The 14,405-nt window shown below is 71.4% G+C and carries 13 protein-coding genes; all 13 read right to left on the bottom strand.

All coding sequences use genetic code 11. From position 1 onward, the window contains the following. Positions 1 to 95: 95 nt before the first annotated feature. The 13 genes from IEZ04_RS20310 to IEZ04_RS20250 all read right to left on the bottom strand — a co-directional run bounded on the left by IEZ04_RS20310 (position 96) and on the right by IEZ04_RS20250 (position 14,354). Positions 96 to 1,262, bottom strand: a complete 1,167-nt coding sequence (locus IEZ04_RS20310; RefSeq protein ID WP_189218341.1) for a DivIVA domain-containing protein — start codon at positions 1,260 to 1,262, stop codon at positions 96 to 98. A 52-nt stretch (positions 1,263 to 1,314) separates the two neighbouring features. Then, on the bottom strand, positions 1,315 to 1,605 hold the full coding sequence (locus tag IEZ04_RS20305; protein WP_189218340.1) for a YggT family protein: 291 nt from the start codon (positions 1,603 to 1,605) through the stop codon (positions 1,315 to 1,317). Between the two features lie 51 nt (positions 1,606 to 1,656). Then, positions 1,657 to 2,289 (bottom strand): cell division protein SepF, encoded by a 633-nt coding sequence (locus IEZ04_RS20300; RefSeq protein WP_189218339.1) that lies wholly within the window; start codon positions 2,287 to 2,289, stop codon positions 1,657 to 1,659. Between the two features lie 129 nt (positions 2,290 to 2,418). Then, the gene (locus IEZ04_RS20295; protein ID WP_189218338.1) at positions 2,419 to 3,138 is read right to left on the bottom strand and encodes a YggS family pyridoxal phosphate-dependent enzyme; all 720 of its coding nucleotides are present in this window, start codon (positions 3,136 to 3,138) and stop codon (positions 2,419 to 2,421) included. Between the two features lie 6 nt (positions 3,139 to 3,144). Then, positions 3,145 to 3,861: a peptidoglycan editing factor PgeF gene (gene pgeF / locus IEZ04_RS20290; RefSeq protein WP_189218473.1), complete on the bottom strand. Its 717-nt coding sequence runs from the start codon at positions 3,859 to 3,861 to the stop codon at positions 3,145 to 3,147. A 29-nt stretch (positions 3,862 to 3,890) separates the two neighbouring features. Then, on the bottom strand, positions 3,891 to 5,108 hold the full coding sequence (gene ftsZ / locus IEZ04_RS20285) for a cell division protein FtsZ (RefSeq protein ID WP_189218337.1): 1,218 nt from the start codon (positions 5,106 to 5,108) through the stop codon (positions 3,891 to 3,893). A gap of 276 nt (positions 5,109 to 5,384) precedes the next feature. Continuing rightward, the gene (locus IEZ04_RS20280; protein ID WP_189218336.1) at positions 5,385 to 6,179 is read right to left on the bottom strand and encodes a cell division protein FtsQ/DivIB; all 795 of its coding nucleotides are present in this window, start codon (positions 6,177 to 6,179) and stop codon (positions 5,385 to 5,387) included. 150 nt (positions 6,180 to 6,329) lie between these two features. Beyond that, positions 6,330 to 7,421 carry an undecaprenyldiphospho-muramoylpentapeptide beta-N-acetylglucosaminyltransferase gene (gene murG / locus IEZ04_RS20275; protein ID WP_189218335.1) on the bottom strand — a complete coding sequence of 364 codons (1,092 nt, stop codon included), beginning with the start codon at positions 7,419 to 7,421 and terminating at the stop codon, positions 6,330 to 6,332. Positions 7,422 to 7,427: 6 nt separating this feature from the next. Next, positions 7,428 to 8,801: a putative lipid II flippase FtsW gene (gene ftsW, locus IEZ04_RS20270; RefSeq protein WP_189218334.1), complete on the bottom strand. Its 1,374-nt coding sequence runs from the start codon at positions 8,799 to 8,801 to the stop codon at positions 7,428 to 7,430. A 94-nt stretch (positions 8,802 to 8,895) separates the two neighbouring features. Beyond that, the gene (murD, locus tag IEZ04_RS20265) at positions 8,896 to 10,326 is read right to left on the bottom strand and encodes a UDP-N-acetylmuramoyl-L-alanine--D-glutamate ligase (RefSeq protein WP_189218333.1); all 1,431 of its coding nucleotides are present in this window, start codon (positions 10,324 to 10,326) and stop codon (positions 8,896 to 8,898) included. After that, positions 10,308 to 11,399, bottom strand: coding sequence for a phospho-N-acetylmuramoyl-pentapeptide-transferase (mraY, locus tag IEZ04_RS20260; RefSeq protein WP_189218472.1), 1,092 nt, complete (start codon positions 11,397 to 11,399; stop codon positions 10,308 to 10,310). Before mraY ends, murD begins: the two co-directional genes overlap by 19 nt. Continuing rightward, on the bottom strand, positions 11,399 to 12,829 hold the full coding sequence (locus IEZ04_RS20255) for a UDP-N-acetylmuramoyl-tripeptide--D-alanyl-D-alanine ligase (protein WP_189218332.1): 1,431 nt from the start codon (positions 12,827 to 12,829) through the stop codon (positions 11,399 to 11,401). The genes mraY and IEZ04_RS20255 overlap by 1 nt, the downstream gene beginning before the upstream one ends. A gap of 4 nt (positions 12,830 to 12,833) precedes the next feature. Beyond that, complete coding sequence (locus IEZ04_RS20250) at positions 12,834 to 14,354, bottom strand: UDP-N-acetylmuramoyl-L-alanyl-D-glutamate--2,6-diaminopimelate ligase (protein WP_189218471.1); 1,521 nt, start codon at positions 14,352 to 14,354, stop codon at positions 12,834 to 12,836. Positions 14,355 to 14,405: the final 51 nt, after the last annotated feature.

Here is a 14,405-nt window from a genome sequence, read left to right as displayed (position 1 = left end):
CGGTCAACCCGCGTAAAAAGGGCGGGACCCCCGGATGATTCCGGGGGTCCCGCCCTGAGACTGCCGACGTGTGAGCCTCTACGGGAGGCGGGCCGTCAGTTGTCGTCCTCGTCGATGAGGAAGCCGCGCATCGGCGACGGAGCCTGGCCCATCGGGGACGGACCCTGCGGACGGACCGGCGCCATCGGCTGCGTCATCGCGGGCGACATCTGCTGCTGGCCACCGTAGGAGGGCGCGGCCGGGGACGGCGCGCCGCCCATCGACTGGTTGCCGCCGCCGTACGACGGGGCGCTCGCGCCGGCCGGAGCCATGGAGGGCGCCGGGGACGGCGGCAGGGAGGCCGTGGCCGGGGTGCGCGGCGGGGCGAGCGAGTCGTCCGACTGGGTCTCCAGCTGGCGCAGCTGGCTCTCCAGGTAGGACTTCAGCCGCGTACGGTACTCGCGCTCGAAGCCGCGCAGGTCCTCGACCTTGCGCTCCAGCGTGGCGCGGGCGGACTCCAGGGAGCCCATCGCGACGCGGTGCTTCTCCTGCGCGTCCCGCTCCAGGGCGTCGGCCTTGGCACGGGCGTCGCGCTCCAGGCCCTCGGCGCGGCTGCGGGCCTCACCGACGATCTTGTTGGCCTCGGAACGGGCCTCGGCGATCGCCTGGTCGGCGGTCTGCTGGGCCAGCGAGAGCACACGCGCGGCGCTGTCGCCGCCGGGGCCCTGACCGGGCTGCGGGAGACCGCCGCCCATCGGGCCGGGACCACCCATGGGACCGCCCATGGGGCCGCCCATCTGCTGCTGCATCGGGCCGCCCTGTCCCATCGGGCCACCCTGTCCCATCGGACCGCCCTGCCCCATCGGGCCGGGGCCCTGCGGGCCGCCCTGGCCGCCGGGGCCCGCGGGCAGCTGCGGCGCACCGCTCGGCAGCTGGGGCGGGCCACCCATGGGGCCGCCCATCTGCTGCTGCGGCGGGCCCGATATGCCGGCGGGGACGGGAGCACCCGGACCGCGCATGCCCTGCTGCTGGTCCTGGGGACCGCCGGGGCCCTGGGGGCCACCGGGGCCCTCCGGGGGCTTGCGCATGTTCTGCTGGTTCTGCGCGGCGGCACGCGTGGCGGCGGCCAGCTTGGCGCGCAGGTCCTCGTTCTCGCGCAGCAGTCGGGTCAGTTCGGCTTCGACCTCGTCGAGGAAGGCATCGACCTCGTCCTCGTCATAGCCTTCTCGGAGGCGGACGGTCGTGAACTGCTTGTTCCGCACGTCCTCGGGGGTCAACGGCATCTCTTCACCTCAACGTAGTCATCGGCAGTCGGCAAGACCGTACCGTCCACATTCACCTCGCGAGATTGCTCACGATGGAGATCAGGATGTAGACGATGATCATCAGTACGAAGAAGGACAGGTCAAGTGCCACGCCCCCGAGACGCAGCGGCGGGATGAACCGCCGCAAGAGCTTGAGCGGTGGATCCGTGACAGTGTAGGTGGCCTCCAGAACGACGACCATCGCCTTGCCGGGTTGCCATGAGCGGGCGAACTGGAAGACGTAGTCCATGACCAGCCGGAAGATCAGCACGATCAGGAAACACATCAGCGCGACGTACAGCACTTGCCAAACCACGCTCATGATCCGTGCTTCCCTCTCCCCTGTTTCCTACTGCTTGTCCTGTTGTGCGTCTCAGCTCTGGTTGAAGAACCCGCCCTCTGCGATGCGGGCCTTGTCCTCCGCCGTGACATCGACGTTAGCAGGCGACAACAGGAACACCTTCTGCGTCACCCGCTCGATGCTTCCGTGCAGACCGAAGACCAAACCGGCGGCAAAGTCGACAAGTCGCTTCGCGTCGGTGTCGTCCATCTCGGTCAGATTCATGATCACCGGGGTGCCCTCACGGAAGTGTTCCCCGATGGTACGGGCCTCGTTGTAGGTCCGCGGGTGCAGCGTGGTGATCCGGTAAGGCTCTCGTTCGGACACGACCTTGGGCATGATCACCGGTGCGTTCTTCTCCAGGCTCTGACGTTCTTGTGTGATGGACGCCACGGGCGCGATCCGGGCGGGTCGTGCCGGTTCCGCGGGCAGTGCGGCGGAATGCGCCACCGGCTCACGCTGCACGGTGGGTTGCACGACTCGTACCGATTCGTCCCGTGGAGGCTCGTGCGCCGGGTGCGACGCCTCGTGCCGCCTGCGGTCGCGCTCGGGCTCCGGATCGAGTTCGGGTTCGAAGTCGTCGTCGGGGTCGAATCCGCGGCCGTCGTACCCATCGTCCTCCACGAGGCCGAGGTAGACCGCCATCTTGCGCATCGCGCCGGCCATGCTCTGAGTCCTCCGCTCTGTGGTGGATCGACTGACGACTTGCCAAGTGCCCGCGATCCACGTGGTCGTATCCCCGCCTACCAGCGGTAATGACCATATTTTCTGCTGTGGTCCGACTTCTTGGCGACGTTACCCGAGCCTGGGGCGGACTCCGAGTACCGCGGTACCGACGCGCACATGTGTCGCCCCGGCGGCCACGGCCTCCTCGAGGTCCGCGCTCATCCCTGCCGAGACCATGTTCGCAGCCGGACGGCCGCTGCGCAGGGCAGTCGACAAATCCACCAACCGCTCGAACGCCGCGCGTTCGCGTCCGGCGTACTCACCGGTCAGCGGCGCCACGGTCATCAGACCGTCGAGCCGCAGTCCGGGCGAGTCCGTCACGAGAGACGCCAACTCCTCGATCCCGCCGGGCCCGACGCCCCCTCGGTCCCCCCGGCCGTCGGCCCCCGCGTCGAGCGCGACCTGGACGAGGCAGCCGATCTCGCGCCCGGCCCGGACCGCCTCCCTGGAGAGGGCCGTGACCAGCTTCGGCCGGTCCACGGACTGCACGACATCGGCGTACCGGACCACGGAGCGGACCTTGTTGGTCTGCAGCTGGCCCACGAAGTGCCAGGTGAGCGGCAGGTCCGCACACTCGGCGGCCTTCGGCGACGCGTCCTGGTCCTTGTTCTCGGCGACGTGCCGCACCCCGAGCTCCGAGAGGATGCGCACATCGCTCGCGGGGTAGGTCTTGGTGACCACGATCAGGGTCACCTCCTCGCGCCCCCGGCCCGCCGCCGCGCACGCCGCCGCGATGCGGTCCTCCACCTTCGCCAGGTTCTCGGCGAGTTCGGTCTTACGGTCCGTCATGCCCCATCAGTCCAGCCAGACATATCCCGCGAGTCGCCCGGTGGTGCGGTCGCGGCGGTACGAGAAGTGGTCGCCCGACTCGAACGTACACACCGGCGACTGCTCCCGGTCACGCACCCCGAGCCGGCTCAGCTGTGCGTGCACGCCGGCGCCCACGTCCACGGCCGGCGTACCCCAACTCGTCGTGGCGTGCGCCGCGGGCTCGACGGCGGACACCTCGGCGCGCATCGCCTCGGGCACCTCGTAGCAGCGGCCGCAGACGGCGGGGCCGGTGCGGGCCACGATGCGGGACGGCTCGGCGCCCAGTCCGATCATGGCACGGACGGCGGCGGGGACCACCCCGGCGACCATGCCGGGCCGCCCCGCGTGCACCGCTGCCACGACCCCGGCGACGGGGTCGGCGAGCAGCACGGGGACGCAGTCGGCGGTGAGCACGGCGAGGGCGAGGCCGCGCCGCGCGGTGACGAGCGCGTCGACGGACGGAACGGCTCCGGTTCCCCGGGAGCGCCACGGTCCGTCGACCACCGCGACGTCCGGTCCGTGCACCTGGTTCATCCAGACGACGTCGGCCGGGTCGAGGCCGAGCGACTTCGCGGCCAGCTCACGGTTGGTGCGGACGGCCTCCGGATCGTCCCCGACCGCCCCGCCGAGATTGAGCTGCTCGTACGGAGCGGCGCTCACCCCGCCCCACCGGTCGGTGAAGGCGAAGTGCGCGCCGCTCACGGAGGTCACCGCGTCGAGTGGCTGCCGCGTCACTTCAGGAAGTCCGGCACGTCCAGTTCCTCGGCCGCGCTGTCGGCGTACGTCCGCGACGGCGGGACCGGCGGGGAGACCGGGACCTCGTGGTGCTGCACCGGCTCCGGGGCGGGCTCCGGCTCCTCCTTCGGCGTCACGCTGCCGAGCGCGCCGAAGGCCGGGCGGCTCTCCCGTTCCACCCGCTCCACGGCGGGCCGTGCGGGGGGAGCGGGCTCCTCGCGCTTGACGGCGGCGGAGCCGAGGATGTTCTCCCGCTTCGCCGGGGGCTGGCCGCCGTCGAAGCCGGCGGCGATCACGGTGACCCGTACCTCGTCGCCGAGGGCGTCGTCGATGACGGCACCGAAGATGATGTTGGCCTCGGGGTGAGCGGCCTCGCTCACCAGCTGGGCGGCCTCGTTGATCTCGAAGAGACCGAGGTCGGAGCCGCCGGAGATGGAGAGCAGCACGCCCCGGGCGCCGTCGATGGACGCCTCCAGGAGCGGCGAGGAGATCGCCATCTCGGCGGCGGCCACCGCGCGGTCGTCGCCGCGGGCCGAGCCGATGCCCATCAGGGCCGATCCGGCCTCGGACATGACGGACTTCACGTCGGCGAAGTCGAGGTTGATGAGACCGGGCGTGGTGATGAGGTCGGTGATGCCCTGGACACCGGAGAGCAGAACCTGGTCGGCCGACTTGAAGGCGTCGAGGACCGACACCTGGCGGTCCGAGATGGACAGCAGCCGGTCGTTCGGGATGACGATGAGGGTGTCGACCTCTTCGCGGAGCTCGGCGATGCCGTCCTCGGCCTGGTTGGCGCGGCGCCGTCCCTCGAAGGTGAAGGGGCGCGTGACCACGCCGATGGTGAGGGCACCCAGCGAGCGGGCGATGTTGGCCACGACGGGCGCGCCGCCGGTGCCGGTGCCGCCGCCCTCACCCGCCGTCACGAAGACCATGTCGGCCCCCTTGAGGACCTCCTCGATCTCCTCGCGGTGGTCCTCGGCGGCCTTGCGCCCGACGGCCGGGTTGGCGCCGGCGCCGAGTCCGCGGGTGAGTTCACGGCCGACGTCGAGCTTGACGTCGGCGTCGCTCATCAACAGCGCCTGGGCGTCGGTGTTGATCGCGATGAACTCGACACCCTTGAGACCGACCTCGATCATTCGGTTGATGGCATTGACACCACCGCCGCCGACACCGATGACCTTGATGACTGCGAGGTAGTTCTGCGGTGCTGCCACGTCGAAGGCCTCTCGCCTCGATTTACGGGTCGTCACTTCGCGGTGGAGCGAGGTGACGACGGATGCCGATTGGGACGGTCCGTATCGCCGACCCGAACCCTAACGCTGAAGTTTAGGGTTACCAGTGTGCGTGCTCCTGGGACTCTTCCGAACAGGACACTAAGTCGACAAGTGGCGCACGTTCAACGAACACGCCGAACCTCCCGTTTTTCTTTTCACCCTATGTGATCAGCCATAGCGCTGCCCAACCAGGGTGCTGGCCTGCGCGGATGTGCGTCAACTCCCCGATGACGCAGGGGCGGTGGGAACACTCACGTCGAAGTGCCGCGCACGGGGCGCGGCTTTCATCAGCGCGGTCAGTGTGCGTGCCTTCGCGCGGCCCTTCTCACCGCTGCCCCACGCGACGGTCCGGCCGTCGGCGAGTTCCAGCGAGATGGAGTCGTAGGAACGGACCTTGACGACCTGCGTCTGCCCAGCCACCGCGTCCGGCATGTCCCCGGCGACACGGACGGCTTCCCGGACCAGCCGGTCGCTGTCGAAGCGGCGAGTGGCCGACGGCTGGGACGGCCGGGAAACGGCCAATTCCAGCGTCGGGACACCCTTGGGAGCACGCGGGACCGTGGCGTATCGCACGCCCTTCGCGTCCACTTCGACGTACTTGCCCGCATTCTCCGGCTCCTCGACAATCAGAACCGCCGTACGCTCGGTCACTTTCAGGTCGATTCCGTGGGGCCAGGAGCGGTCGACCGACACCGCGTCAATTCGCGGCAATTTCTGGCGCAAACGCGCCTCGATCGTATCGGTGTCGACGGAAATCAGCGGGGCGCCGAGCGGCACGTCCGCCGCCTCGCGGACCTGCTCCGGGGTCAGAACCCGTGTACCCGACACCGACACTGTCTCCGCGCGCAGCCACTGCGAGCCGTACAGCACCCAGAGGCAGCCCACCGCGACCAGCGCGAGGGCCAGGGCCGCGACGATGAGCGTGCCCGGGCGGGGCAGCCGCCTGCCGGGCGGGCCGGTCCCGAGCTCCTCGTCCGCCTCGTGCTCGGTGGTCGCCGTCGGTCCGGCCACGCGCCTTCCTTTCAGGGCTCGGTTCTCCCCCGGGGCACCCCGCCGGGGCGCCCCCGGCCGGTGTCGAGAGGCCGGCCGCGCTCAGCGCCGCGCGCCTCCGCGCGGCCGGCCTCTCGACACCGTCGCGCCCCTTCGGCTCACTCGCCGATGCTATTGGCGGCGGGAGGCGATCGCCTCGTACACCATGCCGACGAGCAGGTCGTCGGCGTCCCGGCGGCCGAACTCGCTGGCGGCGCGGGACATCTCGAACAGGCGGTGCGGGTCGGCGAGCACGGGCAGGACGTTGCCCTGCACCCATTCGGGCGTCAGTTCCGCGTCGTCGACCAGCAGTCCGCCGCCGGCCTTGACCACCGGCTGGGCGTTCAGCCGCTGTTCGCCGTTGCCGATGGGCAGCGGGACGTAGGCGGCCGGCAGCCCGACGGCGGAGAGTTCGGCGACGGTCATCGCGCCCGCGCGGCAGAGCATCATGTCGGCCGCGGCGTACGCGAGGTCCATCCGGTCCACGTACGGTACCGGGATGTAGGGCGGCATCCCGGGCATCTGGTGCACCTGCGGCAGTTCGTTCTTCGGGCCCACCGCGTGCAGGATCTGGATTCCGGCCTGCTGGAGGTACGGCGCGACCTGCTGGACCACCTCGTTGAGGCGGCGGGCGCCCTGCGAGCCGCCGGAGACGAGCAGGGTCGGGAGCTGGGGGTCGAGACCGAAGGCGGCCCGTGCCTCGGGGCGGACGGCGGCCCGGTCGAGGGTGGCGATGGAGCGGCGCAGCGGGATGCCGATGTAGCGGGCGTCGCGCAGCTTGCTGTCCGGGGTGGAGACGGCGACCCGGGCCGCGTACCGCGAGCCGATCTTGTTGGCCAGGCCCGGCCGGGCGTTCGCCTCGTGGATCACGATCGGCACGCCGAGGCGCTTGGCCGCGAGGTAGCCGGGGAGCGCCACGTAACCGCCGAAGCCGACGACCGCGTCCGCCTTGGTGCGCTCCAGGATCTGCTCGGTCGCCTTGATCGTGCCGCGCAGCCGTCCGGGCACGGTGATCAGCTCGGGCGTGGGCTTGCGCGGCAGGGGCACGGCGGGGATCAGCGCGAGTTCGTAGCCGCGCTCGGGGACGAGCCGGGTCTCCAGGCCGCGCTCCGTGCCCAGGGCCGTGATCCCCACGGTCGGGTCCTGCCTGCGCAGGGCGTCCGCGAGGGCGAGCGCGGGCTCGATGTGGCCGGCGGTTCCGCCACCGGCGAGGACGACATGCACCGAAATTCACCGCTCTCCGGACGAGCGCGCCGCCGAGGCACGCCGTCGCATCGTGTTCCATCTCCCGGGCCCCTGAGGGCCTCCAGCCCGCTTTTTACCAAAGCGAGGTTGACGCATCGCAAGCGCCGCCCGCGCAGCGGGCTCCTCGCGCGCGAACGCGATCAACAGCCCGATGGCGAACATGGTCGGCAGCAGGGCGGACCCCCCGTAGGAGAACAGCGGGAGCGGGACCCCGGCGATCGGCAGCAGACCGAGCACCGCACCGATGTTGATCACTGCCTGAGCGGTGATCCACGTGGTCACGCCTCCCGCGGCATACCTGACGAAGGGATCCTCCGTACGTCCGGCCACGCGGATACCCGCATAGCCTAGAGCCGCGAAGAGGGCGAGCACCGACAGCGTCCCCGCGAGGCCCAGTTCCTCACCGGTGACGGCGAAGATGAAGTCGGTGTGCGCTTCCGGGAGTTGACCCCATTTTTCCACACTCGCGCCGAGACCGGAGCCGAAGAGTCCGCCGGACGCGAGCGCGTAGATGCCGTGCACGGCCTGCCAGCAGGCGTCGTCCGGGCCGGGGTCCGTGGCGCCCAGGCAGGCGAGCCGGGACATGCGGTTGGGGCTGGTCCAGATGAGGACGGCGCCGATGACCACGGCGGCGGCCAGCACCCCGGCGAACAGCCGGGTCGGGGCGCCCGCCAGCCACAGCAGGCCGAACAGGATGGCCGTGAGGATGATGGCGGTGCCCATGTCGCCGCCGAGCATGATGAGCCCGAGCAGCATGAAGGCCACCGGGACCAGCGGCACGAGCATGTGCTTCCACTGGGTCAGCAGCCGCTTGTCCTGTTTGCGCGCGAGCAGGTCGGCGCCCCACAGCACCAGCGCGAGCTTGCCGAACTCGCTCGGCTGCAACTGGAACGGGCCGCCGAGGGAGAGCCAGTTCTGGTTGCCGTTGACCGCCATCCCTATCCCTGGCACCTGCACCAGCGCCATCAGGACGACCGAGACGGCCAGGATCGGGTAGGCCAGCGCCCGGTGCAGCCGTACCGGCATCCGGGAGGCGGCGAACAGCAGCGCGGTTCCTATCACCGCGGCCAGGAACTGCTTCTGGAAGAAGTACGACCCCGGCAGCGACAGCTGGAGCGCCTTGATCTGGGAGGCCGAGTAGACCATCACGAGGCCCAGCACGGTGATCAGCGCACTGCCGCCGAGGAGCACGTAGTAGGCGGTCAGCGGCCGGTCCCAGGTCTTCCGCGCGCGCGTGTGCAGCCGCCGCAGGGGGTTGTCGCGCGGGGGGCGCGGGACGGGGGGCCGCCGGGTGACGCGCTGGAGGGGCGGACGGCCGGCCCGGGTACGGGTGGTACGCGTCGTGCGGCTAGCGGCCATCGTGCGCCCTCCCCTCGCGGCGGGGTCCGTACGGTGCCGACACGCGTCCCTCCCGAAGGTCCCGTGCGCGCCCGGAGCGGCCCGGACCCGCCGCTCAGGCGCCCGCGGCGGCGAGTCCGCGGACGGCCTCCGCGAACGCGTCCCCGCGCTGGTTGTAGTTGACGAACATGTCCATGGAGGCGCAGGCCGGGGCCAGCAGCACCGTGTCGCCGGCGCCGGCGAGCCGCCGCGCCTCCCCGACCGCCGCGGACATCGCCCCAGTGTCGGTCCGGTCGAGGTCCACGACGGGCACCTCGGGCGCGTGTCGCGCCAGCGCCTCCCGGATCAGGCCACGATCGGCGCCGATCAGGACGACCCCCTTGAGCCGCTTCGCCGACCTCGTCACCAGTTCGTCGAAGGTCGCGCCCTTGGCGAGCCCGCCCGCGATCCACACGATCGACTCGTACGCCGCCAACGACGCCTCGGCCGCGTGGGGGTTGGTCGCCTTGGAGTCGTCGACGTAGGCGACCCCGTCCACGTCCGCCACGTGCGCGATGCGGTGGGCGTCCGGGGTGAAGGCCCGCAGGCCGTCCCGTACGGCCGTGGCGGGCACCCCGAAGGCGCGGGCCAGGGCGGCGGCCGCGAGGGCGTTGGCGATGTTGTGCGGGGCCGGCGGGTTCACGTCCGCGACCTCGGCGAGTTCCTGGGCGTTCTTGTGCCGGTTCTCGACGAAGGCGCGGTCGACCAGGATGCCGTCGACCACGCCGAGTTGGGACGGGCCGGGCGTGCCCAGGGTGAAGCCGATCGCCCGGCAGCCCTCCTCGACGTCCGCCTCGCGCACCAGGTCCTCGGTGGCCCTGTCGGCGGCGTTGTAGACGCAGGCGACCCGGTTGCCCTCGTAGATCCGGCCCTTGTCGGCGGCGTACGCCTCCATGGAGCCGTGCCAGTCGAGGTGGTCGGGGGCGAGGTTCAGGACGGCGGCGGAGTGGGCGCGCAGGGACGGCGTCCAGTGCAGCTGGTAGCTGGAGAGCTCGACGGCCAGGACGTCGTGCTCCTCCTCGCCGAGCACCACGTCGACGATCGGCGTGCCGATGTTGCCGACGGCCGCCGTGCGCAGGCCTGCGGCCCGCAGGATCGACGCGAGCATCCGCGTGGTCGTGGTCTTGCCGTTGGTGCCGGTGACCGCGAGCCAGGGCGCGGCGTCCGGGCCGCGCAGCCGCCAGGCGATCTCCACGTCCCCGACGACGTCCACGCCCGCCTCGGCGGCGGCGGCGAACAGCGGTGCCGTGGGCTTCCAGCCCGGCGAGGTGACGACCAGTTCGGTGCCCTCGGGCAGCGTGTCGGCGTCGCCGAGCCGTACGGCGATGCCCTCGGCGGTCTCCAGCGAGGCCGCGCGCTCGCGCAGGGCCTCCGAGTCGCCGCCGTCCACGACGGTGACCCGCGCGCCGAGGCCGGCCAGGGCGCGGGCGGCGCTGACGCCGCTCACGCCGAGGCCGGCGACGGTGATGCTCATGCCGTCCCAGGACGTCACTTCCCGGCCGCCCATCCCGCGTAGAAGATACCGAGACCGACGATCACACAGATGCCCTGGATGATCCAGAACCGGACCACCACAAGGACCTCGGACCACCCCTTGAGCTCGAAGTGGTGCTGGAGCGGTGCCATCCGGAACACGCGTTTGCCGGTCAGGCGGAACGAGCCGACCTGGATGACGACCGACATGGTGATCAGGACGAAGAGGCCGCCGAGGAGCGCGAGCAGCAGCTCGGTGCGGGAGCAGATCGCGAGACCCGCGAGCGCGCCGCCGAGGGCCAGCGAACCGGTGTCGCCCATGAAGATCTTGGCGGGCGACGTGTTCCACCACAGGAAGCCGAGGCAGGCACCCATCAGCGCGGAGGCGACGATCGCGAGGTCGAGGGGGTCTCGTACCTCGTAACAGGCGTCCGGGTTGATGAGCGTCTCCGCGTTGGCGCAGGACTCCTGGAACTGCCAGACGCCGATGAAGGTGTACGCGCCGAAGACGAGCACGGAGGCACCGGTGGCGAGACCGTCCAGACCGTCGGTCAGGTTCACGCCGTTCGACATGGCGAGAATCATGAACAGCGCCCAGACGACGAACAGCACCGGGCCGATGGACCAGCCGAAGTCCTGCACGAAGGAGAGCTTCGTGGAGGCCGGGGTGTTGCCGCGGTTGTCCGCGAACTGCAGCGACAGCACCGCGAAGGCGATACCGACGATCAGCTGTCCGGCCATCTTCGCCTTGGCCCGCAGACCGAGCGACCGCCGCTTGACGATCTTGATGTAGTCGTCGAGGAAGCCGACCAGGCCCATGCCCGCCATCAGGCCGAGGACCAGCAGACCCGAGAAGGTCGGCGAGGCGTCGGCCTCGGGGTCCAGGTAGACCGTGAGCAGCTTGGCCCCGAAGTAGGCGAGGATCGTCGCCAGGATGAAGGCGATACCACCCATGGTCGGCGTACCGCGCTTGCTGCCGTGCGTCCGCGGGCCGTCGTCGCGGATGTACTGGCCGTAGCCCTTGCGGGCGAGCAGCTTGATCAGCAGCGGGGTGCCGATCAGCGTCAGGAAGAGGCCGATGACTCCCGCGAACAGGATCTGCTTCATCATCGGGTGACGACCTCACCCTCGGCACCGGTCTCGAGCAGCGCCTGGGCGACGCTCTCCAACCCCACCGACCGGGACGCCTTCACGAGCACGACGTCCCCTGGGCGCAACTCGCTGCGCAACAGGTCGACCGCCGCCTGTGCGTCGGACACGTGCACCGACTCCTCACCCCACGAACCCTCGTTATATGCGCCCAGTTGCAGCCAGGACGCTTCCCTGCCCCCGACCGCGACGAGCTTGCTGACGTTGAGCCGGACGGCGAGCCGTCCGACCGCGTCGTGCTCGGCGAGCGCCTCGTCCCCGAGCTCGGCCATCTTGCCGAGCACCGCCCACGTACGGCCCCCCTGTGCCTGTGCGGCCTTGCCCATCGCGGCGAGCGCGCGCAGGGCGGCCCGCATGGACTCGGGGTTCGCGTTGTAGGCGTCGTTGACGACCGTCACGCCGTCCGGGCGCTCGGTGACCTCCATCCGCCAGCGGGAGAGGGAGCCCGCCCCGGAGAGCGCGGTGGCGATCTCGGTTGCGGACATGCCCAGCTCATGGGCGACGGCGGCCGCGGCGAGCGCGTTCGACACGTGGTGCTCACCGTACAGGCGCATCGTCACATCGCTTGCACCGGAGGGTGTGTGAAGCCTGAACGCGGGCTGTCCGCTGTCCGTGAGTCGCACGTTCTCGGCGCGTACGTCCGCTTCGTCGCCCTCCCCGAAGAGGAGCACCCGGGCCCTCGTCCGGGAGGCCATGGCGCGGACGAGGGGATCGTCGGCGTTCAGCACCGCGACGCCGCCCTCGTCCGCCGGCGGCAGGGCCTCCACCAGCTCGCCCTTGGCCTGGGCGATCTGCTCCCGGCCGCCGAACTCGCCGATGTGCGCGGTGCCGACGTTGAGGACCAGGCCGATCCGCGGGGGCGTGAGGTCCGTGAGGTAGCGGATGTGACCGATGCCTCGGGCGCCCATCTCCAGGACGAGGTAGCGGGTGTCCTCGCCGGCGCTGAGCGCGGTGAGCGGCAGGCCGATCTCGTTGTTGAGCGAGCCGGGCGTCCACACGGTCGGCGCCCGGTGCTGGAGCACCTGGGCGACGAGGTCCTTGGTGCTGGTCTTGCCGGCCGAGCCGGTGAGGGCGACGACGGTCGCGCCGAGCCGGGTGACGACGTGGCGCGCGAGGGCGCCGAGGGCCGCCTGGACGTCGTCCACGACGATCGCGGGGACACCGACGGGGCGGGACGCCAGCACGGCCGCCGCGCCCGCCTCCACGACGGAGGCGGCGAAGTCGTGGCCGTCCACGTGCTCCCCGGCGAAGGCGACGAAGAGGCTGCCGGGCACCGCCTCGCGGGAGTCCCGGACGACGGGTCCGGTGACGAGCGCCGACGGATCCGGTATGTCGTGCGTCTGCCCGCCGACGACTGCTGCGATCTCGGCGAGAGAGAGGGCGATCACAAGTTCATCCCTGGGTCTTCTGGATAGCTTCGCGAAGCACCTGGCGGTCGTCGAAGGGACGCACCACCCCGGCGATGTCCTGGCCCTGCTCGTGTCCCTTGCCCGCGACCAGCACGGTGTCCCCGGGCCGTGCCCGGGCCACGGCGGCGGCGATGGCGGCGGCCCGGTCCTCGAAGACCTGGACCTCGCCGCGCTCGTGCGCGGGGACGGACGCCGCGCCCTGGAGCATGGTGGCGAGGATCGCGAGGGGGTCCTCTGAGCGGGGGTTGTCGGAGGTCAGTACGGCGGTGTCGGCGTGCCGGGCCGCGGCGGCGCCCATCGGGCCGCGCTTGGTGGTGTCCCGGTCGCCGCCGCAGCCGAGCACGACGTGCAGGTCGCCCTCGGTGACCTTGCGGAGCGCCTTGAGCACCGACTCGACCGCGTCCGTCTTGTGCGCGTAGTCGACGACCGCCAGGTACGGCTGGCCGGCGTCCACGCGCTCCAGGCGGCCGGGCACGCCGGGCACCGCGGCGACGCCGTCGGCGGCGGTCTGCGGGTCCAGTCCGGCGGCGGCGAGGGCGGTGATCGCGGCCAGGGTGTTGGCGACGTTGAAGGGGCCCGGCAGCGGCGACCTGGCGGTGATCCGCTCGCCCCGGGGGCCGAGGACGGTGAACGTGGAGTCCAGCGGGCCGACGTGGACGTCCACGGCGCGCCAGTCGGCGTCGGGGTGGCCCTCGGCGGAGTAGGTGACGACGGGGACGCCGGCCTCCTTCACCAGCCGGCGGCCGTACTCGTCGTCGAGGTTCACCACGCCCTGTTCGCTGCGTTCCGGGGTGAAGAGCTGCGCCTTGGCCCGGAAGTAGTCCTCCATGCCGGAGTGGAACTCCATGTGCTCCGGGCTGAGGTTGGTGAAGACGGCGACGTCGAAGACGCAGCCGTCGACGCGGCCGAGGACGAGCGCGTGGCTGGAGACCTCCATGGCGACCGCCTCGACCCCGCGTTCGCGCATGACGGCGAACAGGGCCTGCAGGTCGGTGGCCTCGGGGGTGGTCCGCTCGGACTTGATGCGCTCGTCGCCGACGCGCATCTCCACGGTGCCGATCAGTCCGGTGGCGTGGGCCGTCCTGAGGCCGCCCTCGACCAGGTACGCGGTCGTGGTCTTGCCGGAGGTGCCGGTGATGCCGATCTGGAGGAGGTCGTTCCCGGGCCGGCCGTAGATCGTGGCCGCCAGTTCGCCCATCCGCGCGCGCGGGTCGTCCACGACGAGCACCGGCAGCCCGGTGGCGGCGGCGCGCTCGGCACCGGACGGGTCGGTGAGCACGGCGACCGCGCCGAGCCCGGCCGCCTGGGTCACGAAGTCGGCGCCGTGCAGACGGGCGCCGGGCAGGGCTGCGTACAGGTCACCGGGGCGCACGGCGCGCGAGTCATGGGTGATGCCCGTGACGTCGGCGGCCGCCCCCGGCGGCTCGGCACCCAGCTGACCGGCGAGTTCCGCGAGGGGTGCGGCGGAGACGTGCACCGGCCTGGGCGGTCCCGGGTAGGTCACGGATTCGCCGTTCTGGGTGGTTTGGGACTGATCAGCGTGTGGCACGGCGGT

The organism is Streptomyces ruber, from assembly GCF_014648075.1.
GTDB classification, from domain to species: Bacteria; Actinomycetota; Actinomycetes; order Streptomycetales; family Streptomycetaceae; genus Streptomyces; species Streptomyces ruber.
This window is presented reverse-complemented; position numbering and strand designations above follow the sequence as displayed.